Consider the following 22046-nt stretch of genomic DNA (forward strand, 5'->3'; position numbering starts at 1 on the left):
GATGCCGGGAAACTGGCCCGTCCGGTTCGGGAACGCGGCATGAGGAAACGGACCCGATGAAATACCGGGCACCGCGCCTCATGCCGACGTTCATCACTCGAGTCGACTGAAGCTAGCTTGGGAGCTCGGCATTGCGGGCTCCGCAGCCCTATGAGCAACGGCCCTGATCGTGAGCAAGTGGATTCGGCTCTGGTTCATTCGCCACGATCCAGCGACCGGTTGCCGGGACCGCGCACAGGACGAGAATCAGCAGGCTCGCGATGATCGGAATGAACAAGAAGTCGAAACCTCTGTTGAAAAGCTGTGCAACGCTCACGATCAGTGTCACCCCTGACGCGAGGATCAACAGGAAACGACCCGTTTTCATGTACGCCAGCAGAAGGAATCCGCCGACGAACCACGCCAGCCCGATGACGAGGGCGACGATCCCCATGACGATCAGTTCTGTGTACCCGCCGATCTCGACTGACGATTCGCTGGCTCGATCGAGTGACGATTCGCGGGCTTGATCTTCGATTGAGACGACCATGTAGAGGATCCACATGATTCCGGCGATTCCGGTGAGTAGACCGAGGGTCAGCGCGGTGATGGCTGCGGTGACGGCGGTCGCGCCGTGTGAGGCCGGCGTCGGTAACTCCGGTTGATCGTGCGGATCTTCCACACCCGTTCCCCTCGTCGTTTCACGCGAACCTACCTCGCCGTGCCGGGAGCTGGCGATGCAGTGTTTCAGGTGTCTTGACCAGCATCACGACATGGCCGTTCGTGTCGGTCGAACCGGCGGCGTTCTCGGGATGGCGAACGACGCTGCAGCGCGATTGCGCAGTGTCGGCGGCGGCCCACAACGGAACCCGTTCATCAGCGGGAACCAACCCTGTGGTTTGCCGCCAGGGCGAGCCGAGGCCCAGAGACGGCCTCGGCGAGTTGATCTTCCGCTGCCTGCGTTCGCCACTTCGACCCGCGCGGGTCGCGGCTGCTGGCGCTTACACGGTAAACGTGCAGTCGGTCCTCGCGGCCCTCCGAACAGAGGTCGAGGCAGCGGGCTCGGCCTCAGCTTGCTGCCGCCAGCACCCGCCATACCTTTCTGGAACGCGAGCGGGCCTGCGGAGCCGCGTATTCGATTCGCTGGCGCGCGTCGTGGGCACTGATCCGCAGCAGATCAGTCAATAGTTCCATGGTGTCCCGATAGCCGGTGTCTGCGGCGAGGCCACGACGCTCGGCTTCGGCGACGGCACCCCCGGCCTCGCTCAAAGCGATGGCGCGAGCGGTGCGGTGCAGCAGAACGACTCCGAGGCGCCGTTCGAGCTGCTGGATGGCTCGCGATAGTGGTGGTTGCGCCATCGCGAGCAGTTGTGCCGCCCGCCCGAAGTGCAACTCCTCGGCGACGGCGACGAAGTATCGCATCTCCCGCGTCTCCATCAGCTCATCGTATCCGGCGCTGACCACGATAAATACCCGTGCGGTATCGCCGCCCACCCGACCGGTCTTGGACGCTGTCCCCGGAGCCACAGCATGATCGGCGCTGTGAGTGAACAGACGATCGCGCTGGTGACCGGCGCGAACAAAGGAATCGGATACGAGATCGCCGCGGGCTTGGGCGCCCTTGGCTGGCGAATCGGTGTGGGCGCGCGGGATCAGCAACGCCGCGACACCGCGGTGGAGAAGCTGCGCGCGGCGGGGACCGATGCGTTCGGTGTGCCGCTGGACGTGACCGACGATACGAGTGTGACCGAGGCGGCCGGTTTTATCGCCGACCACGCCGGAGGTCTGGACGTCCTGGTCAATAACGCGGCAATCGTCGGCGATCATCCACAGACACCCACCACGGTAGATCCCGCGACCCTGCGGACCGTCGTGGAAACCAATGTGATCGGTGTCATTCGCGTTACCAACGCGATGTTGCCGATGCTGCGCGACTCCACATCTCCGCGCATCGTCAACATGTCCAGTAGCGTCGGTTCTCTCACCCTGCAAACCACGCCCGGTCTGCCCAGTACCGAGATCGGTTCTTTTGCCATCACCGCATACATGGCATCGAAGACGTTTCTCAACGCCGTCACGATCCAATACGTCAAAGAGCTGAGCGACACCAATATCTTGATCAACAGCGGTTGCCCGGGTTTCACCGCCACCGACCTCAACGGTTTTCGCGGCGTCCGTACACCGCAACAAGGTGCGACCATCGCGATTCGCCTCGCGACCCTGCCCGACAACGGCCCGACCGGCGGATTCTTCGACGACGCCGGAACAGTGCCCTGGTGACGGGCACACCGGCGGCCACCATTCCCGTTCTCGAAGTCAGCCGCGCGTCGCGCGTCGGAGGAGAAGCACGACAATGACAAAGGCAGTCAGATACGACGAGTTCGGCGGAATCGAGGTCTTGCGGGTCGACGAGATCGACCGCCCTGTGCCCGGGGACGAGCAGGTCCTCGTGCGGGTCAAAGCGGCAGGCATCAACCCCGGTGAGGCCGCCATCCGAACCGGCGCGATGGCTGACATCTTTCCCTCGACCTTTCCGTCCGGGCAGGGCAGCGATCTCGCCGGGGTTGTCGCGGAAGTCGGCGCCGGAGTCGACCGATTCTCGGTCGGCGACGAGGTGATCGGGTTCTCCGAGAAGCGAGCCGCCCAGGCCGAGTTGGTCCTGGTCGACGTCGACAACCTCACACCCAAACCGCGCAACGTCTCATGGGAGGTGGCGGGCGGCCTGTTCGTCGCCGGCGTGACGGCATGGGGGGCAGTACATTCCGTGCAACTCGACAAAGCGGAGACCGTTGTCGTCTCCGCCGCAGCCGGAGGAGTCGGCTCGCTCGCTGTTCAGCTCGCGCGACGTGCCGGAGCCACGGTCATCGGCCTGGCGAGCCAGTACAACCACGAGTGGCTGCAAAGCCACGGTGTGATCCCGGTCGTATACGGTGACCGCGTCATCGACCGGATCAAGGCAGCCGCACCGGGCGCCATCGATGCCTTCATCGACACCCACGGCGGCGGGTACGTCGAACTGGCCCTGGCGCTCGGCGTCGCGGTCGAACGGATCGACACCATCGCCGATTTCGCAGCAGCCGCGAAGTACGGAGTCAAAACCGAACCCGCAACCAACGCCCCGCCGGGTGCCGAGGTCCTCGCCGAATTGGCCGCCCTGATCGCCGACGGGCAACTCGAAGTCCCGATCGCGAACGTCTACCCGTTGGCACAGGTCCGCCAGGCATACACCGAACTCGAACGCCGACACACCCACGGCAAAATCGTGCTCGAGCCGTAACCTGCAGCAACACAATGCAACCCGCTCCCAGGTGCACTGCTGAACCGCAGGATGAATCCCGTCGGGACTGTCCGGTCGGCCACCCTGGGGACCGCGACAACCGGACGACACATCCGATATTCGGCTACTTACCGCGCACTTGCCAACAGCGTGTTATTCGCGTCGGTCAGCCTAGGCCGGAACCGGGCGGTTCCGGTCGGTAGCTAGTAGAACGGCGACGACGCCGAGCATTGTGCCGGTGACCCAGCGTTGTGCCCGCATCCACAGGGGGCGGCCGGTCAGGAAAGCTGCGATTGTGGCGGCTCCCAGCACGATCAAGCCGTTGACCGTCAGTGCGATACCGATCTGCACTGCGCCCAGCAGCAGGCTCTGCAACCAGACTCGCCCCTGTTCTGGGGTCACGAACTGCGGGATCAACGCCATGTAGATGATCGCGATCTTGGGATTGAGCAGGTTGGTGACCAGCCCCATGCTGAAGAGCCTGCGCGTGGAGTCGGCGGGCAGATCGGAGGGCGCGAACACAGAGATGCCGCCGCGCAACGTCTTCCACGCCAAGTACGCCAGATACGCTGCGCCGGCCAGCTTCATGCTCAGATACAACCCCGGCACCACCGCGAAGATCGCGGTAATCCCGACGGTGGCGGCCACGAGATACACGATGAATCCGACGGCCACACCCGATAGCGATACCAGACCCGCTCGCCGTCCCTGCGATATGGTGCGCGACACCAGATACATCATGTTCGGGCCCGGCGTCAGCACCATTCCCAACTCGGTCGCGGCCACTCCCAACACCGCCGTGGTTTCGATCATGCTCTCATCCTGGGGTGCAGTTGGCTATTTGTCGCGAGCCAGTTCCGACGCACTGGAACGGTAAACGTTGCTGTCGCGGACCCCGCCGTTGAAACATCGCGGAATCGGCAGATGCGGACGTTCACGACCACACGCCCAGCGGCTATGAGCGGATATCTGGATGACCTGCGACACGCCAGTTGGTTGGGCTGAATCGTTCGAGGTCGACGCCGGCTCGGGTGATGACTACAACTCGAACCAGATCCGGCCCGCTACACTGACATTCGGACGCGCGAAGACACGGCCGGTTATGGGTTAGTCCCGGCGGCGCTGAGCGTTGAACACCGCATCCAGTAGAGGTGTGACCTGAGCGTCCCTTCCTTACACGTGTGTACGAAGGGACCAGTCATGTCGAAGTTCACTATCATCATTGTCGGCGCTGGGTTGGGCGGGTTGGCCTTGGCGCAGGCGCTGCGCCGCCACGGCGTCGCCGTCTCCGTTTATGAACGCGACCTGGCACTGGACTCACGTCGCCAGGGCTACCGGCTGCACTTGGACAGCGTCGCGTGGGACGCGTTGCACCAACTGTTGCCACCGGTGTTGGTCGACCTGCTCACCGCTACCACCGGCACCCCGAGGCCGCGGTTCACGCTCCTCGATCGCGATCTGAACGAATTGTTCGGTCAGGAATCGGCGGAACCGGCCTTCGCGGTCGATCGCCTGACGCTGCGCGCGATACTCCTGACCGGGATCGAGGACTCGGTCGTGTTCGGGACGCCGGTCACCGGCTACCACACCGCAGGTGACGGTCGGATCGCTGTGCACCTTTCCGATGGAAGCACAGTCCACGGCGACGTGCTCGTCGGCGCTGACGGCATCAATTCCGTTGTCCGCCAGCAGTATCTGCCGAATGCCCGGATCGTCGAGACCGGGGTCTGGCAGATCTACGGTGCGATCCCACTCACCGATGACACCCGAAAGCTGTTCGACGACCGCATGTTCGGGGTCTTCACAATGATCACCGGCGCCGATGGTTCCTTCGTCGGTGTCGCGCCGGTCGAATTTCCCGAGAACCCCGCCGCGGCGGCAGCTCGGCTGACTCCTGGATCGATGTTGGCGTCGGTGTCCGATTACATGACCTGCTCATTCGGGGCCCGCAGCGATTGGTTCGGTCCGGCGGAACAGTCGCTGCGGCATGTGGACGGCGACCAGCTGCACGACATCATCGCCACTGCGGTGCTGACCTGGCATCCCCGGGTTCAGGAAATCATCGCCCACTGTGACCCGATGACCCTGTTCGCCTTGCCGCTACGCAGCAGCGTGCCGATCCCGGCATGGAACACCACGCGCGTCACCCTCCTCGGGGATGCGATCCACGCCATGAGTCCCGCCTCGGGGTCGGGGGCCTGCACTGCGCTGCGCGATGCCGCCGGTCTGGCCTCCGCACTCACCCACGCCGTCGACGGCGATCTGCACGCCGCCCTGCGCGACTACGAACAACACATGGTCGACTACGGATTCACTGCAGTGCGGGCCGGTGCGGCCAACGGGGAACGATTCCTCGACCAGAAACCCCTGCCGCTGCAATAACTGCCCGCCAGCCGAGAACTACTCCCGAACATCCCACCAAGACGAGCTCACCCACACGAAACAGGTCCGGTCATCGGCATAGATGTTCGGCCGCGGTCGCCAGGATCAGACCGCGCGGCAAATCTGGAACATGTTCCCGCGGCGGATCACCTGCTTTCGGTGGTCCCATGACTGGCAACACGGTCGTCGCATAGAGGGGGCAAATGACGGATGGATGCTTTGACGGCTGGGGCTATCGTCGTTAGTTTCGTGTTCGTGGCTGGTGCTCCGAGACTTCCCGGGTTGACGTTGGCAGATGCGGATCGGCTGGTGCAAACCGCATCGGCGGTCGGTGCGGAGCGGGGGTTCCCGCCGCTGACTGTCGCGGTTGTCGACCTGGCCGCAGAGGTGATCGTCCTGCGGCGCAGCGATGGCGCTATGCCTATGACCAGTCGAATCGCTGTGGCCAAGGCGCGAACCGCGCTGTACACACTGCGCGCTTCCGGCACGATCGACCTGCCAGGGGAGATCGTCGATAGCATCCAGCATCTTTATGGCGGTGACTTCGTCCCGTGGGCCGGTGGTGTACTGGTCACCGACGGTGATTTGATCCTCGGTGCCGCGGGCGCATCCGGTGCCCATGCCGTCGAAGACGAAGCGGCGGTACAGACGGCAGTGCGGCGGTGGCAGGAGAACCGTTCGGCCGGGTAGCTCCGCGCGATTCCAATGCGCTGTTCGCCGCCGAGCGGCCCATTGATGTAGATCTGTTCCGGAGCGATGAGGAGATAGGCCATGAACGTCAATGTGGGCCGGGTCCGATGAGCGGTGAGCCGCTGGTGCTATTGCACGGTGTAGCGATGTCGGCGCGGGTGTGGGATCCGTTGATTCCGCCGCTGTCTGCCCAGTTCGAGCTGCTGGCGCCGACCGCGCTGGGGCATCGGGGTGGGGCGGCGGTGTCGCGGCGTCCGGCGCGGATCACCGACTTTGTCGACGAGGTCGAACGACTGCTCGATGAAAAAGGTTGGGCGACAGCACATCTGGCCGGAAACTCGCTCGGCGGGTGGACGGCCATCGAGTTGGCGCGCCGGGGTCGTGCTCGTACGGTCTGTGCGCTCTCACCGGCCGGATTCTGGGATGCGGGCGGCAACGGACACGCCGATTCCTCCGCGACCATCGCGCGCAATGTCACCTTCGCACGCCTGACCCGGCCGCTCGCGCCGCTGACACTGCGGTCATCGCTGGTGCGGCGGTTGGCGTTGCGGGTGATCGCCGAACACGGTGACCGCCTCGAATCATCGGCTGCCCATGGGATTGTCGCGGATCTTCTCGGCTGCACGGTCACCGATGATCTGCTCGGTACCAAGGATGCGATCGCGGATTTCGAGCGACTACCTTGCCCGATCACGGTGGCTTGGTCGCAGGCCGACCGGATCTTTCCGGTAGCGGTCAATGGCGAGATCGCCAAGCAGCGCCTACCGGATGCCACGTTCGAGGTGCTGCCCGGTGTCGGGCATGTCCCGATGATCGACGACCCTGAGTTGGTCCTGCGCACCATCCTGACCGGCACCGGTGCTTCGCCAGGTCAGGCCGGGGTTTCCGGCACGAACTGAGCATCCGCTGCACCTCGCCGGGCGCTTTCGCCGCACGGCGGTAGTGACGAGTGCCGGAAAATTCGATCTCGTGAGCTCGAATCTCTCACCGGAAGTTCATGATCGTTCCCCCCGGTGGCAGATGGTCGCTTGTCCAGACATACTCGACGCTTGACATGACAACGTCGGTGAAAGGTGTCCGGGCATGACCATCGGCCCGCTGACTGCACTGGTACTGCTCGCCGCCGGCCTGCTCTTCGTGACGGCGCTCGGCCTCGGAGTGTGGAAATGGTTGGCGATGGTCGGCGCACCCGATGGCCGGGCGCACCCGTACGTCGATATCGCGCACCGCTCGGCCCTGCTCTATTCGTTCGCGACCGCGATGATCGCGATCTTCGTGGAACTATCCGACTGGCCCGCCGCCGTCAACGCGACCGCGGCCACTGTGCTGATCCTGATGTTCGTCATCACCATCGCCAACTACATCAACCACGGTATCCGCCGCGACACCGACAACCAGATGCACAATCCGCCGCCGGCCATGCGCTGGGTACTGGTCGCACTGATCCTCGGCGAAATCGGCGGATTCTGTGTCCTGCTAACAGGATTCGCCGCCGCGCAATTCTTCTAGTCACGCGACCCCGATCGCAGGAAATCGTCGCGGGGTTCGACACACGCTAGGCCATCAGCTTCGCCGCCAGCGACTACCTTTGCCCCAGCGGAACTCTCGGGCGTGTTCTGCATGGACACCACGGTGAGCGCGCCCGCCGCTCGCCGCACCCGATCCTCGTTGTCATCATCGAGCACCACCTTCGCCAGCGCGCCCGCGATGAATCGCGTCCGCCAGGCACCTCTGGTGTCAAGTGGTGCTCGGCGCGTCGAATACTTGTGCCGCAACCAATTTTGCGGCACAAGGCCAACTACTACGTGGTGGTCTGCCGCCTCGGCAGCTTCCAGCCCGGTCGCGGGAAGTGGCAGGTGTAGCCGTCCGGATAGCGCAGCAGGTAGTCCTGGTGCTCGGGCTCGGCCTCCCAGAACTCGCCGGCCGGGGTCACCTCGGTGACCACCTTGCCGGGCCACAGGCCCGAATCCTCGACATCGACGATGGTCTCGAGCGCGACGCTCTTCTGCTCGTCATCGAGATAGAAGATCGCCGAACGGTAGCTGGCACCGATGTCGTTGCCTTGGCGGTCCTTCGTCGTCGGGTCGTGGATCTGGAAGAAGAACTCCAGCAGCGCCCGGTAGTCGGTCTGCGCCGGGTCGTAGATGATCTCGACGGCCTCGGCATGGCCCGGGTGATTGCGATAGGTGGGGTGGTCGTTCTGCCCGCCGGAGTAGCCGACTCGCGTCGAAATCACTCCCGGCTGCTTACGGATCAAATCCTGCATGCCCCAGAAGCAGCCGCCGGCCAGAATCGCCTTTCGCGTGTCGCTCATGACTCCGCCTCGCTGGTGCTCGGCTCCGTCACGACCGACAGGTCGGCTGTGCTGATTGTTCGCTCGCTCATGCGTCCTCCTTAGTGAACAAACTCTTGTACCGACCGTAACCTTCCGCCTCGAGGTCATCGAGGCGGATGAACCGCAGGGCCGCCGAGTTGATGCAATACCGCAGGCCTCCCGCCGCGCGCGGTCCGTCGGTGAACACATGCCCCAGATGGCTGTCACCGTGCGCCGAACGCACCTCGGTGCGGATCATCAGATGACTGAAATCCCGCTTTTCGAGCACGTTCTCGCCCTCGATCGGCTTGGTGAAACTCGGCCATCCCGAACCGCTGTCGAACTTGTCGACCGAGGCGAACAACGGTTCACCGGACACCACGTCCACATAGATACCTGGCTCGTGATTGTCCCAGTATTCGCCCGTGAACGCCCGCTCGGTCCCGTTCTCCTGGGTGACGTGGTACTGCTCGGGCGACAGCGCGTCCACCGCGGCGGGGTTCCGGTTGTATTCCTTTGCCACCTGACCTCCTCATATCGGCCCCACGTACAACCCGCGGTCCGATCCGGAAAGTCCCCGCCGACCAGCGCGTCACACTTCCGTCATTATTGCGTGGCCAGAACTCGTGCAACGTGGGTGCGAAGTCGAAAATTCACCGGTTCGTGCGGAAGGCATCGCGGAGCCAAGGCGCCCGGCGGTGGTGCGGGCGGAACCGGTCGGCCCAGCGCGGGTTCGATTCGTCGCGGCGGTAGGCAGCGAGCTGGCCCGCCATCGCAAAATGTAGGTGGGTGGCCTTGCCGATCACCTCGCCATCGGTGGCCAGGGCCTCCGGCCTGGGCAATTGCACATAGAGTTCGGGTAGGCGGCGCTCGCCGTAGACCTTGCTGTGGCCGATCGCGGCCAGCAGCAGCGCCACCAACGCGCGGGTGCGCGACCAGCGCAGGTCGGCGCGCAGCCAGCGGACATCCAGTAGTCCGGCGTCGAGCCGGTCGCGGAAGGCGGGTACGGCGCCGTGCGGGTGGTAGGGGCCGTTGCCGATGAACAGGAACCACACTCGCTGCCAGCGATCGTCGAGATAGATCTCGATCGGTTCGGACCGGTGCAGGGTGACCAACAGCGCGGCAGCGAAGGCGGGCCATTTGCCCCAGCGCGCCTGCCACTTCTCGCGCAGCCGCACCAGGTCAGGATAGGCGCCGATGCTGGCGGTATTGATCAAATGCCTGGTGTGCGAACCGGTTTCGTCACCGTACTCGACGCGCGCGATATCGACCGCGACCGCCTCACCCGCACCGGTGGCATCGATCACTTCGATCAGGTCGTAGACGCCGAGATCACGGGCGAAATGGTTGAGCGTGCCGGTGGGGATGACGGCTAGTGGCAACTCGTGCCGCAGCGCCACCGCGGCCGCGGCCGCCACGGTGCCGTCGCCACCGGCGATGCCCAACGCCAGCACCCGCCCGGCGCGTTCGGCGAGCGCCCGTTCGAGTTGTTCGGCGGCATCCAGGTCGGGTTCGGTGCGCAGAACGGTGGCGGCGGGCAGGGCCGCGATGATATCGGCGGTGGGATCGTAGTTCGGATCGCCGGAAACCGGATTCACCAACACCAAAAGCCCCTCGCCCGCCTCTAGTGCGGGCGCCTCACGGACCAGCCTGGCTTGTGCCTCGTCCGATTCACGCACGGGCCACCAGCGTCGGGTGGCCAATGCGATACCGGAACCCACGGCCGCTCCGACGAGCACATCCGAGCTCCAGTGCACGCCGGTGTGCACCCGCGAGTACGCGACGGTGGCTGCCAGCGGGGCGACAACGAGTGCGGTGCGCGGACTTTCGAGCGCGACCGCGGTGGCGAATGCCGCCGCGCAGGCGCTGTGCCCGGAGGGGAAGGAGGAGGATTTCGGGGCGGGCGTCAGCCGCCGGTATGCGGGCAATAGTTCGGCGGCCGGTCGGCGTCGCGCAATGAGCGTCTTGAGGCCGAGGTTGACGGCCAGGCTCGCGCCCCCCACCGACACGACTCCGCGCAGCGCGGCCCGCCGCGGTGTGCCTTGGCGGGTGGCGAGCAGCGCGGCGCTGGCCAGCCACAGCGCACTGAAATTGGCACTCTTGGTGAGCCGAAGCAGGCCGCTGTCGACCATCGAGGCCGGCAACTCGGCGACCGCGCTGCCGACCGCCCGATCGAATCGTCCGACCCTGTAGAACTTTCGGCGTACCCAGCTACTCACCCGCTCGACCTTACCGATCGCTGCGGACAACCTGGTGCGGCTCGTGGCCCAGGGCAGTGCGAAGCAGGTCATAGGTCAATAGGGTTGACCTATGACGAGCAACCCGTTCTTCGAGCCAAGTGCGCTGCCGTATGAGCTTCCTCCGTTCGCCGAGATCGGTACGGAGCACTATTTGCCTGCGTTCGAGCGAGGGATGGCGGAGCAATTGGCAGAGGTTGCCGCCATCAGCTCGAGCGGGGAGGAGCCGAGTTTCGCGAATACCATTGCGGCCTTGGAGCGTTCGGGGGCCGTGCTGATCCGGGTCTCGAATGTGTTCTTCAATATCACGGGGTCCGATTCCAGCGAGACCACCGATGCGATCGAGGCCGAGGTATCGCCGAAGCTGGCAGCGCATCGGGACGCGATCTATTTGGATACCCAACTCTTTGCACGGGTCGAGGCGCTCTATGGGCGCGGGGCGGAATTGGGCTTGGATCCCGAGGAAGCGCGGCTGTTGGAGCAATATCACATTCGGTTCGTGCGGGCGGGGGCTCGATTGGATACGGCGGGGCAAGCGCGGTTGCGTGAGTTGAATGCGGAACTCGCTGCGGCGGCTACGGAATTCGGTCAGAACATTTTGGCGCAGACCAATGGTGCGACGGTGGTCGTCGAGTCGGCAGCGGAATTGGCGGGGCTGGGGCCGGCCGCCGTGACCGCGGCCGCGGAGAACGCTCGGGCGATGGGGCGCGAGGGCGCGTGGGCGCTTCGGCTGCAGAATGTTTCGAATCAACCCGTGCTGGCGGAACTTGCCGACCGGGATCTGCGGCAGCGCGTGATGGCGGCTTCACTGGGCCGCGGGTTGGGTGACAACGGTGCGCTCGCCGTGCGGATCGCCGCATTGCGAGCGGAACGGGCCGCGCTGCTCGGCTATTCGGATCATGCGGCCTATACAGTCGAGGATCAGACCGCCAAAACCCCTGCGGCAGTGGAGGAGATGCTAGAGCGATTGGTTGCACCAGCGGTGGCCAATGCGCAGCGGGAGGCGGCCGAGTTGGCGCAAGCCATGGGTGGGCAGGAGCTGCGCTCCTGGGATTGGCAGTTCTGGTCGGAAAAGGTTCGGGCCGAACGGTTTTCGGTGGACGCGGAGGCGTTGCGTCCCTATTTCGAGCTCGAGCGGGTGTTGCGCGACGGGGTGTTCTTCGCTGCAGAGCAGGTGTACGGGATCACCTTCCAGGAGCGCAAGGATCTGGTCGGATACCACCCGGAGGTGCGAATCTTCGAGGTATTCGACGCCGACGGCAGTGCGCTCGGACTGTTCCTCGGTGACTTCTTCGCGCGACCGTCGAAGCGCGGCGGGGCGTGGATGAACGCATTGGTCAGCCAGTCACGGCTTTTGGGGAAGCGGCCGGTGGTGGTCAACAACCTCAATATCGTGAAGCCGCCCGCGGGCGAACCTGCCCTGCTCACCTGGGACAACGTGCGCACCCTCTTCCACGAGTTCGGGCACGCGCTGCACGGACTGTTCTCGGATGTGACGTATCCGTTCTTCTCAGGCACCAAAGTACCGCGGGATTTCGTCGAATTCCCATCCCAGGTGAACGAGATGTGGATGTCGCGACCGCACGTACTCGCCAACTACGCCAGGCATATCGAGACCGGTGAGCCGATGCCCACCGAACTGGTCGAGCGGATGGCCGAGGCCGCGCGTTTCGGTACCGGCTTCAAGACCGTCGAATACCTCGGCGCGACACTGCTGGACTGGGCGTGGCACCGCGTACCCGCACCCGAGGCGCTGGCCGACACCGATGCCGAGGCGTTCGAAGAGGAAGCTTTGCGCAAGGCCGGTCTGGCCATCGACGCGATTCCGCCGCGCTACCGAACCGGCTACTTCGCCCACATCTTCTCCGGCGGTTACGCGGCGGGCTACTACTCCTACATCTGGAGCGAGGTGCTGGACGCGGACACCGTCGAATGGTTCGACGAGGGCGACGGGTCCATCCGCGAGAAGGGCGAGACCTTCCGTCGCGAACTGCTTTCCCGCGGTGGCTCGGTCGACCCGCTCGCGGCCTTCGAATCCTTCCGCGGCCGCGCCCCCGAAATCGAACCGCTGCTGGTCCGGCGGGGTCTGTTGAACTGATCCCGGACACTGGAACCGGCTGTGGCGCAGCCGGTTCCAGCGCGGGATCGCTACCCGAACAAGCCGCCGAGCACGCCGCCGCTTTGTCCGGCCTCCTGACCGCCACCGGTGCCGCCGATGAAACCGCCCGGTGGCAGTTCCGAGGGCTGCACGATGACGAAGCCGCGCCCGGTGAACGACAGCGTCAGGCCCTCTCCGGTGCTGCGGCCGATGAGTCGGCCGAGGCCGAAGGAGTCGTTCCGTTTGATGCCGGTGGACAGGCTCGACGACCAGGCCACCGCGGCCTGCGGATCGGCGTAGGTCGGTTGGTCGACATTGAGGACGACGGGCGAGCCGTGCGTGGTGATGGCGATGCGACCGCGCCCGCTGAACACGCAGTTGAAGAAACCCGCGTTACTGGCGAAACCGGCTGCACCCTGGACCCTTTGGATGTTGTAGGACAGCGATGTATCGAAGGCGAGCACATTCGAGCCGTTGATGGTGAGGCCATCGGTGCCGTCGAGGTCGACGGTGTGCACATCGGCGGCGGAATCGGCGAGGAACAGGTCGCCGCGACCGGACACCTGCATCAGGGGCACCCCCTCGCCGGTCAGCCGCTGCTGGATCGCACGGCCTATTCCGCCCGAACCGAGCGCCTTGAACTGCAGGTCGCCCTGGTAGGCGACCATCGAGCCGGCCCGCGCCATGGTCTCGCCATTGACGGCGACCTTGATCATCTTGCCGCCCTGCTTCTGGATGCCGATGCCGTTGACCTCGGCGTGGCTCGGATTGAACAGTTCGCTCTGCATCGGCAGCGCTCCTTGCTGGGGTGCAATCGGTGGTGGCGGCGGCACGGCGCCGGACGGGGGATAGGCCGGCGGAACCGGAGCCTGATAGTGCGGTTGGGCTGGATATTGCGGCGCCGCCGGGGGCACCGGAGCGTGGTACTGCGGCTGGGCTGGGTATTGCGGCGGTACCGGAGCGGGCGGCACCGGGGCCTGCGGCTGGTACTGCGGCTGAGCCGGAGCGGCTGTCGACGCTGTTTCGGGTTCGTCGTCGATATTCACACCGAATGCCGTCGCGATTCCGGCCAGACCGTTGTCATAACCCTGCCCGACCGCGCGCACCTTCCACGCACCGCCGCGCCGGTAGATCTCCACGCACACAACGGCCGTCTCGGTGCTGAGCCCGGTCATCGGGAAGGTCAGCGTTGCGGCATCGGATCCGATCGTCGCGGTCAGCGAACTCGCGCCCGCGAAGGTCGGCGGCCCACTGCCGTCGAGGCTGGCCGTGACCACGACCTTGTCGACATCGGCGGGCAGCGCGGAGGTCTGCACATCGACCATATCGCCGGTACCGCGGCCGTGCCGATAGGTGACACCGGGTCCGGCCGGTTGATTGAAGAAGACGAAGTCGGCATCGGAGCGGACCCTGCCGTCGGCGCCGAGCAGCAGCGCCGATACATCGACCGGCGCTGCGCAGGTGACGGTCACGATCATCCGGTCGCCGGGCGCGGGGCGATTCTCCCCGCGTGCGAGTGCGGTCACGGCGGACCGCCCCGGTCGATATGTCCGAGTGGCATGCGATTCACGGGATCAAGTGTGTCGCGAGTCCCGTCCGATTGCCACCACCCGCGATAGATCCGGCCACGGCGGCCTGCGCAGCACCGCGAGCGTGGCGATGACCGCGGCCAGCAGACCGATCAATTCACCCATCAGCGCGATCCGCGTCGCATCGACGGCGGGTGTCCAGCTGACCTCGCCTTCATGGACCACGTACGCACCAACCGGACGCGCGCTGTGCAGCAGGCCGCCGGTCCTGGCGACGGTGATGATCGTGGTGCCGTCGGATGTTTCGTACGGTTGCCCGTAGATAAGCGAATCATCCACTGTGCGTAGTGAATTCAATTGGCTTCGAAGCATTGATTCCTCCCCTCGATGCGGAACCGGCGGTGGCGCGGCCCTCTTGGAGTATCGGCGGCACCACCAAATGTGGCAAGGCTGCCCTGCGGCGGGGTGTGGTACGAAGTTGCGGGATTTGGCGGTGAGAGGCGAGTGGGTTGTCGGCGAGGCTTTTGCGGTGGTCGGTGCTGGTTGTGGTCGGTGCGGCGCTGATCACCGTGCCGGGGGCACAGGTCGATCCGGAATACCGGTTCTATCACCAGAGACTGCACTGGCACGCTTGCGGTCTCGAGGATCTGGACAAGGCCGGGGCCGAATGCGCGGATGTGCTGGTGCCGCTCGATTATTTGCGACCCTCCGATCGCACGCTGAAGATCGCGATATCGCGAGTTCGGGCCAGCGGTCCGGATCAGCGTCATGGTGTTCTGCTGGCCAATCCGGGTGGGCCGGGTGCATCGGGACTGGACACCGTGGATCTGCTCGGCGACGTGCTCACCCCGCAGGTGCGGGCCCGTTTCGATTTGATCGGTATGGATCCGCGTGGTGTCGGCGACTCCGGGCGCACGCCGCGCTGCGGATGGCCGGTCGGCGAAATGATCCATTCGGCGGGTGTGGATGCGCAAGGCTTCGCGCGTGAAACCGCACTGGCGGCGGATATGGCAGCGGGCTGTCTGGCCGATGATCCGGTGAAGGTGCGCCAGCTCACCACCCGCAATACCGCTCGCGATATGGATGTCATTCGAGTGGCGCTGGGCGAACCGAAGCTCAGCTATTACGGCGTCTCCTACGGCACATATCTCGGTGCGGTATTCACCCAGATGTTCCCGGACCGCAGCGACAGGATGGTGTTCGACAGCGCGATCGATCCGGATCGATATTGGACCGGCCTCGTTCAGGATTGGGGTGCCTCGGACGAGCAGGCGATCGATGAATGGTCGAATTGGGCTGCGGGACAGGATGATAAGTATCACTTCGGTTCGTCCCCGACCGACGTGCGGGCATGGTTGACAGAGCTGATCGTCGCAGTGGCACGGCAACCGATCGTGATCGAAGACTTCCCGATCAACGATCACTGGCTTCCCTTTCTCCTACACAACCTGGTGACCGACTTCCGGCGCAACCAAGTGCTGGCCGAAACGCTACGAGAGATCGCCGATGCGGCGGGCGGCCCACCCGTGGCCGCGCGGGCGCCACGCTTGCAAATCGTCTTGCAGGCCTTGCGATCCGAGGAGAACTCCGTCCTCGCCCAGATCGCCTGCGGCGATGCCGCGGCACCGACGGATTCGGCATGGTATGCGGGCAATATCGAAGCCAGCCGTGCCACCCAGCCCATATTCGGTCCGCTGGCCAACAACATCCAGCCGTGCGCATTCTGGCCCAGACCCGTCGAACCCGCCACCACCGTCCGGAATTCGGTTCCGGTGCTCATCCTGCAGGCGACCGGTGATGCCCGAACCCCGTACACCCACGGCATCCGACTACATCAGCACCTGTCCGCATCCCGTTTGGTCACACTGCAGGACATCCGCATCCACATGACCTTCCGGCCGGATCTGAGCGCCTGCGTCAACAACGCGATCAATACCTACTACGCCGATGGCACCCTGCCCGCCGCCGACATCACCTGCCACGCGGACCAGTAGGTCAACCGGGAACCACTGCCCATGAGTGATACCGCGACGCCGCATTCCACAGGAAGAAACTGTTCGTCCCCGCCGCGGCCGCGGCATCGATCTGCGCTTTGACCTCGGCATCCCCGTAGTTCACTCCAAGGCTGAAATCCTGCAGCCACGGAATGACTTTCGCGCCGGTGCCTTTGGTCTGTTCGAAGAAGTCGGCCAGCGACCGGAAAATAATGTCGTACGGCTGGGCATTGGGGTTGGTGACGCCATACTCACCCGCATTCCAGTGCGACGGGTACAGCATCGGAGCGACATAGTCGACGTACCGGGCGATCTGTCGTATGTCTTGTGCGATCTCATCCGGCCGCGTCGCAGCGATGCCGAACACCGCGGCACTGAGATTCGCGCCTTTGTCGCGCACCGGATCCCGGCTCTCGTGCAGGAACTCGGCGATGGAATCACTCGGCGTAACGGTCAGCCCCGGAAACTGCATCTGCGACAGCGCACCATCGGGCCGTCGGACATAGTCGTACATGATTCCGTCGAAGCCGAGTTCGGCCGCCTCGGTGGCGAGATCGATGTTGTACTTGCGGATTTCGGGATTGGCGAAATTGGTGAATGCGATCGCACCGTACTTGCTGGCGTACGGCTGACCGGAGGGATTCTGGATGACCCAGTCCGAATGTCCTTCGCGCCAGGCCCATCCGGCCATAGTCGGATCGCGGAAGGCCACGATCCGCCCGACCACCCGCAGATTCATATCGTGCAGTTGTCGCAGTGCGGCGCGCACGTCGTAGATATCGGCGGCCGCGCCCGCCTGCCGTGCCAGCGGCACTTGCGAGTCGTAGCCGATAACCCCGTCCTCATCCTTGATATCGAGTTGAACGGTGTCGATGCGTCCCTCGCGGGCCATATCCAGAATGGGATCGCGTAAGCCCTCGTATGCCCACCCGTACGCCGTGATGTGCACGGCCTTGACCCGGGGCATATCGACCGAGGTCGTAATCGCCTGCGTCGCCCTATTTCCCGCCGCGTCGACCGCGGTCACCTCCTCGCCGACCGGTGTGCGCGGCAGCGTGATCTCGAAGGTGCCGTCCGCGGCGGGGGTGACCGACTGTGTGCCGACGGAGACGTGTACCGCACCGGATTCCTTGCCGCGCAACGTGATCTGCTGACGATACGATCCGGGCCCGCCCGGCTGGGTCACCTCGAGTTTCGGCGCCTCGGTATCGACGGTAAAGGTCGCGGTAACGCCCGGACCGGCGCTGAATAGGCCGACGATTCCCCCGCGTGGGATCTCGGCGGTGAACTTGTGCTTGCCATCGGCGAGCTGACCGGGCCGGTACACCACCGAATCGCCCTCGACCGTGCCGGTCACCGTCTTGCCGTCGAGTTCGAGCCGCATATCGTTCGGGTTGTGGCCTTCGGCGTCGACGCGCAATGCCAGACCGGTCAGCGTGCTTGCCCCGACGACTCCATCCGGTAATCCGGCCAGCGCCAACCCCGCGGGTTCGGACCGATTGGCGCCGATGATCACGGATGCGATGAGGATTGATAAAGCTGCGATAACCGCCATTGCCGCCAGCCGCCACCGCCCGGTGATCCGGACCGATTTGTTCAACGCGCACACCAACTTTCATTTGTAGCTATTGCCTAACTATCTACCTCGGACAGCGCTGCCGGGCGTGGTTATACCGATTCGCAACCGAGATTCCTTGGCGCCGCGTACCGTTCGATCGGTGGTGCGGTGCTCGGCTATCGGAACTCGGGTTGTCCTGTCGGCCTTGATATTCGCGACAGGCACCGCGTGCGGTGCGGCGGCGGATCCGGTCCCGGCGGCCATCGAAAAGGTTCCGGTGGCCACATCGACGCCTGACCCGATTGCAGTGCGAGCCAACGAACTCGGACTCGTCCCCATCCTGATGTACCACCAGGTAACACCGAGTCCGGTGGGCGAATACGACCAGACTCCGGAGAAGTTCCGCGCCGAACTCGAGCGGTTGTACCGCGAGAACTACCGACCGGTGACCGCTGGCGATTACATCTGCGGCCATATCGACATCCCCGCAGGCACCCACCCGGTGGTGCTTACCTTCGACGACTCCACCATCACCCAACTTCGGTTCACCGAGGACGCTGAGGTGTTCCCGGATACCGCGATCGGGATACTCGAGGAGTTCGGAGCGCGCAATCCGGACTTCCGGCCCACCGCGACGTTCTATGTCAATAACGAGCCGTTCGCCGGTGACAGGCGCGCACTGCCCTGGCTGGCCGCGCACGGATACGAAATCGGCGCGCACACCGCGAGCCACGCCAACCTCGGTCGCCTGGATAGCATCGGCGTACAGCGTGAGCTGGTCGAGAACCTGCGCGCGATCGTGACCGCGGCGCCTGGTAATCGTGTGCGCACGATGGCCTTACCGCTCGGCATCTTTCCGGCCGATCGTGTACTCGCCACCGCAGGAAGCTGGGACGGTACGAACTACGCGTTCGAGGCCGTGTTGCTGGTCGGCGCCGAGCCCGCACCCTCCCCATTCGGACAGGTCGATCCCGCTGGTGTGCCGCGCATCCGGTCGGGGAAGCGTGAGGTCGACTTCGCCTCCGCCTACTGGCTCGACCGCCTCGATCGACATCCCGACCAGCGCTACACCTCCGACGGCAATCCGAACAAGATCTCGGCCCCCAAACTGCTTGCCGACGAACTGAATCCGCGCTGGCGTGGCCAGTTCAACCCCTATTGACAAGCAAAGATCCAAGTATGCCAAGAGTTTGCGGCGCCGGACCCGGGAGACAGTGGTCAACTCACGGCCGCTGAGGTGTTGGATGTCGGGATGATCCGACCAGGCCGTTTCGCCCTGAGCGGCCGTATGTATATTAGCGAGCGCAACTAGTTACGGGTGATCGGCGTGTGGGGGCAGATCGCTTGTGGCGCAGTGTGCCAACTGCTCGACCGGCTCGACTCAGGTTTCGAGACACTTCCACCACGGATAGCCGATCAGAACTAGGGCTCAAATTATGACGAATTCGACGACCCAGGCCCCGGCAACGTCGCCGGACCTGGATGCCGGTGAGGGTGCGTCACTGTCACACCGGCAGATCCTCACCATCCTGTCCGGACTGCTGCTCGGCATGTTCCTCGCCGCGCTGGATCAGAACATCGTGAGCGTCGCGATCGTGCGGATCGCCAACAGCCTGGACGGATTCGACGAACAAGCCTGGGCGACCACGGCGTATCTGATCACCGCGACGATCACCACGCCGCTGTACGGCAAGCTCGCCGATATCTACGGCCGAAAGCCGTTCTACCTCACCGCGATCGGACTGTTCGTCATCGGTTCGGTGGCCTGCACCTTCGCCACCTCGATGTACGAACTCGCCGGATTCCGCGCCTTTCAGGGCCTTGGTGCGGGCGGGTTGATGTCGTTGGCGTTCACCATCATCGGCGATATCGTGCCGGCCCGGGAGCGGGTGCGCTACCAGGGCTATTTCATGATGGTCTTCGGTACGGCGACCGTGCTCGGCCCGGTGCTCGGCGGCTTCTTCTCGAATTATGATCAGCTCTGGGGTCTCGAGGGTTGGCGCTGGGTCTTCCTGGTCAATGTGCCGATCGGCGTGCTCGCGCTCGGCGTGGTCGCCAAGGTGCTCAATGCGCCGCATCAGCGCCAGGATCACCGCATCGACTGGTTCGGCGCGGTCGCATTGACGACCTGTGTGGTGCCGCTGCTGATCGTCGCCGAACAGGGCCGGGACTGGGGCTGGAGTTCGCAGCGCGCGCTCATCTGCTATGGGATCGGTGCGGGCGGACTGCTGCTGTTCCTGCTCGTCGAGTTCCTGATGAAGGATGCGGCGCTGATTCCGCTACGACTGTTCAAGAATTCGACCTTCAGCGTGACCATCGCGGGTGGGTTCATTGTCGGTATCGCGATGTTCGGCGCGATCGTCATGGTGCCGCAGTACTTCCAAGTGGTGCGCGGATATTCGCCGACCAAATCGGGTCTGCTGATGCTGCCGCTGGTACTGGGGATCATGTTCGGTTCGCAGCTGGCCGGGCTGACCACCAAATTGACCGGCCGTTACAAGATCCTGCCGGTGATCGGGACATTCATAATCGCCGTCGGCGCGGCGCTCTACGGGCAGGTGCATTACGACAGTCCGCTATGGCAGCCGCTGGTCTACGGCGGCGTCATCGGATTCGGGCTCGGTTGCTGCATGCAGACCCTGATCATCGCGGCACAGAATGCCGGTCCGCGTTCTGATATGGGTGTTTCGACCGCATCGGCGACCTTCTTCCGGCAGATGGGCGGCACGCTCGGTGTCGCGGTGTTCCTCACCATCCTGTTCAACCTCTTGCCGCACCGGATCATCGACGCCTTCGGTGGTGCGCTGCCCGCCGGATTCGACGCCGCTCAGTTGAGCACCATGCAGAGCAATACCAGCGGAATCGCGGCGCTGCCGGATGAGCTCAGGGTGCCGATCCTGATCGGGTTCACCGATGCGATGCACGGCGTCTTCTATGTCGCAGCGGGAGTTGCGCTGCTGGCGTGCTTGGTGCTGATGTTCATGAAAGAGATTCCGCTGCAGGACAATCCGGCTCCCGTCGTGGAGTCGGTGACCCTGGAATCCAGCTGGGAGGAGGCGCAGGTCTGGGAGGGTGCCGCGAAGGTGCTCTCCGAACCCGAACCGGTGCTGGCGGGCGCGGTCAGCCGAGTCTCGGTGAATCACGACGGCAATGGTGTGTATGTGGCCGCCGTTGTGCCGCAGTCGCATTCGGGCCTCGACTACGAAGGCACGTCGATCGGCGGGCGGATCGGACGCGAGGATGGCAGACCGGTGCCCGGCACGGTGCTGACCCTGATCGACCAACGGGGACACCAGGTTTCGCGCGCGACCGGGGATGCCGACGGCGGCTACCGCATCGAGGCACCGGCCGCGGGCAATTATGTCTTGATCGCGTCGGCGACCGGACACCGGCCGGAGGCGGTCAGCGTGGCCATCGGACAGCGACCACAGCTGCTCGACCTGACCCTCACCGGCTCCGGCGAATTGTCCGGAGTGGTCCGCTCGGCCGGTCGCGGCACCCCGCTACCGGGTGCCACCGTCACACTCACCGATATCCACGGCGAGGTCGTCGGTGCCGCCATTACCGCTGGTGACGGCGCGTACATCTGCCACGGCGTCGTCTCCGGCACCTACACCCTGGTGGCCGTCGCCGAACATATGCGCCCCAGCGCCACCACCCTCACCATCCCCGACAGCGGCCTCCTGCATCACGACATCGATATGGCATCGATGGCCGTGCTGGCCGGATCCGCCTGGGCCGACGGCGACCGGGCCGTTTCGGACATCCAGATCACCGTCCTCGACGCAGCCGGCGACCTCACCGCCACCGCCCGCACCGATGCCAACGGCCGCTACCTGGTAACCGACCTCCCGGAAGGCCACTACACGGTGATAGCCCGCGGCTACCCACCCGTCACCACCCGAGTAACAGTCTCCGGCGGCGAAGTAAACCACGACGTCCGGCTCGGCTACGAACCCGCCGAAGCCTCCGACCCCCGATGACGCTG

19 protein-coding genes are annotated in these 22046 nt (G+C 64.8%); 10 read left to right on the plus strand and 9 right to left on the minus strand.

What is annotated here, in order from left to right; translation table 11 throughout:
- Nucleotides 1–148: 148 nt before the first annotated feature.
- Nucleotides 149–661, minus strand: a complete 513-nt coding sequence (locus ACIBI6_RS04105; RefSeq protein WP_396955273.1) for a hypothetical protein — start codon at nt 659–661, stop codon at nt 149–151.
- Between the two features lie 386 nt (nt 662–1047).
- Nucleotides 1048–1506 carry a LysR family transcriptional regulator gene (locus ACIBI6_RS04110; RefSeq protein WP_396955274.1) on the minus strand — a complete coding sequence of 153 codons (459 nt, stop codon included), beginning with the start codon at nt 1504–1506 and terminating at the stop codon, nt 1048–1050.
- Between the two features lie 15 nt (nt 1507–1521).
- Between ACIBI6_RS04110 and ACIBI6_RS04115 the strand changes: the two genes are divergently transcribed.
- On the plus strand, nt 1522–2259 hold the full coding sequence (locus tag ACIBI6_RS04115; protein WP_396955275.1) for an SDR family oxidoreductase: 738 nt from the start codon (nt 1522–1524) through the stop codon (nt 2257–2259).
- 73 nt (nt 2260–2332) lie between these two features.
- Nucleotides 2333–3256, plus strand: coding sequence for an NADP-dependent oxidoreductase (locus tag ACIBI6_RS04120; protein WP_396955276.1), 924 nt, complete (start codon nt 2333–2335; stop codon nt 3254–3256).
- Nucleotides 3257–3427: 171 nt separating this feature from the next.
- Here the strand turns inward: ACIBI6_RS04120 and ACIBI6_RS04125 are convergent, their stop codons facing one another.
- The gene (locus tag ACIBI6_RS04125) at nt 3428–4069 is read right to left on the minus strand and encodes a LysE family translocator (RefSeq protein WP_396955277.1); all 642 of its coding nucleotides are present in this window, start codon (nt 4067–4069) and stop codon (nt 3428–3430) included.
- A 387-nt stretch (nt 4070–4456) separates the two neighbouring features.
- Here ACIBI6_RS04125 and ACIBI6_RS04130 point away from each other — a divergent pair, with 387 nt between their 5' ends.
- The 4 genes from ACIBI6_RS04130 to ACIBI6_RS04145 all read left to right on the plus strand — a co-directional run bounded on the left by ACIBI6_RS04130 (nt 4457) and on the right by ACIBI6_RS04145 (nt 7837).
- Nucleotides 4457–5638 carry an FAD-dependent oxidoreductase gene (locus ACIBI6_RS04130; protein WP_396955278.1) on the plus strand — a complete coding sequence of 394 codons (1182 nt, stop codon included), beginning with the start codon at nt 4457–4459 and terminating at the stop codon, nt 5636–5638.
- 282 nt (nt 5639–5920) lie between these two features.
- Nucleotides 5921–6328: a heme-binding protein gene (locus ACIBI6_RS04135; RefSeq protein ID WP_396955279.1), complete on the plus strand. Its 408-nt coding sequence runs from the start codon at nt 5921–5923 to the stop codon at nt 6326–6328.
- Nucleotides 6301–7227, plus strand: a complete 927-nt coding sequence (locus ACIBI6_RS04140) for an alpha/beta fold hydrolase (protein ID WP_396955280.1) — start codon at nt 6301–6303, stop codon at nt 7225–7227. The genes ACIBI6_RS04135 and ACIBI6_RS04140 overlap by 28 nt, the downstream gene beginning before the upstream one ends.
- Before the next feature lie 184 nt (nt 7228–7411).
- Entirely contained in the window at nt 7412–7837 is a 426-nt protein-coding gene (locus ACIBI6_RS04145; RefSeq protein WP_364349995.1) for a hypothetical protein, read from the plus strand.
- Between the two features lie 292 nt (nt 7838–8129).
- On the opposite strand, the gene msrA is transcribed toward ACIBI6_RS04145, so the two are convergent.
- The 3 genes from msrA to ACIBI6_RS04160 all read right to left on the minus strand — a co-directional run bounded on the left by msrA (nt 8130) and on the right by ACIBI6_RS04160 (nt 10861).
- Nucleotides 8130–8642, minus strand: a complete 513-nt coding sequence (gene msrA / locus ACIBI6_RS04150) for a peptide-methionine (S)-S-oxide reductase MsrA (RefSeq protein WP_364349998.1) — start codon at nt 8640–8642, stop codon at nt 8130–8132.
- 67 nt (nt 8643–8709) lie between these two features.
- On the minus strand, nt 8710–9165 hold the full coding sequence (gene msrB / locus ACIBI6_RS04155) for a peptide-methionine (R)-S-oxide reductase MsrB (protein ID WP_364350001.1): 456 nt from the start codon (nt 9163–9165) through the stop codon (nt 8710–8712).
- 130 nt (nt 9166–9295) lie between these two features.
- Nucleotides 9296–10861, minus strand: a complete 1566-nt coding sequence (locus ACIBI6_RS04160) for a bifunctional phosphatase PAP2/diacylglycerol kinase family protein (RefSeq protein WP_396955281.1) — start codon at nt 10859–10861, stop codon at nt 9296–9298.
- Between the two features lie 91 nt (nt 10862–10952).
- Between ACIBI6_RS04160 and ACIBI6_RS04165 the strand changes: the two genes are divergently transcribed.
- The gene (locus ACIBI6_RS04165; RefSeq protein WP_396955282.1) at nt 10953–12977 is read left to right on the plus strand and encodes a M3 family metallopeptidase; all 2025 of its coding nucleotides are present in this window, start codon (nt 10953–10955) and stop codon (nt 12975–12977) included.
- A 50-nt stretch (nt 12978–13027) separates the two neighbouring features.
- Here ACIBI6_RS04165 and ACIBI6_RS04170 read toward each other — a convergent pair whose 3' ends face one another.
- On the minus strand, nt 13028–14455 hold the full coding sequence (locus ACIBI6_RS04170) for an AIM24 family protein (RefSeq protein ID WP_396955600.1): 1428 nt from the start codon (nt 14453–14455) through the stop codon (nt 13028–13030).
- 96 nt (nt 14456–14551) lie between these two features.
- The gene (locus ACIBI6_RS04175) at nt 14552–14845 is read right to left on the minus strand and encodes a hypothetical protein (protein ID WP_396955283.1); all 294 of its coding nucleotides are present in this window, start codon (nt 14843–14845) and stop codon (nt 14552–14554) included.
- 170 nt (nt 14846–15015) lie between these two features.
- On the opposite strand from ACIBI6_RS04175, the gene ACIBI6_RS04180 reads away from it, so the two are divergent.
- Nucleotides 15016–16500, plus strand: coding sequence for an alpha/beta fold hydrolase (locus ACIBI6_RS04180; RefSeq protein ID WP_396955284.1), 1485 nt, complete (start codon nt 15016–15018; stop codon nt 16498–16500).
- 1 nt (nt 16501) lies between these two features.
- Here the strand turns inward: ACIBI6_RS04180 and ACIBI6_RS04185 are convergent, their stop codons facing one another.
- The gene (locus ACIBI6_RS04185) at nt 16502–18100 is read right to left on the minus strand and encodes a putative glycoside hydrolase (protein ID WP_396955285.1); all 1599 of its coding nucleotides are present in this window, start codon (nt 18098–18100) and stop codon (nt 16502–16504) included.
- Nucleotides 18101–18263: 163 nt separating this feature from the next.
- Here ACIBI6_RS04185 and ACIBI6_RS04190 point away from each other — a divergent pair, with 163 nt between their 5' ends.
- Both ACIBI6_RS04190 and ACIBI6_RS04195 read left to right on the plus strand, forming a co-directional pair.
- Nucleotides 18264–19220, plus strand: a complete 957-nt coding sequence (locus ACIBI6_RS04190; RefSeq protein WP_396955286.1) for a polysaccharide deacetylase family protein — start codon at nt 18264–18266, stop codon at nt 19218–19220.
- A 274-nt stretch (nt 19221–19494) separates the two neighbouring features.
- Nucleotides 19495–22041: an MFS transporter gene (locus tag ACIBI6_RS04195; protein WP_364350025.1), complete on the plus strand. Its 2547-nt coding sequence runs from the start codon at nt 19495–19497 to the stop codon at nt 22039–22041.
- The last annotated feature ends 5 nt before the right edge of the window (nt 22042–22046 follow it).

Source organism: Nocardia sp. NPDC050412 (assembly GCF_044458825.1).
In the GTDB taxonomy this organism is placed as follows: domain Bacteria; phylum Actinomycetota; class Actinomycetes; order Mycobacteriales; family Mycobacteriaceae; genus Nocardia.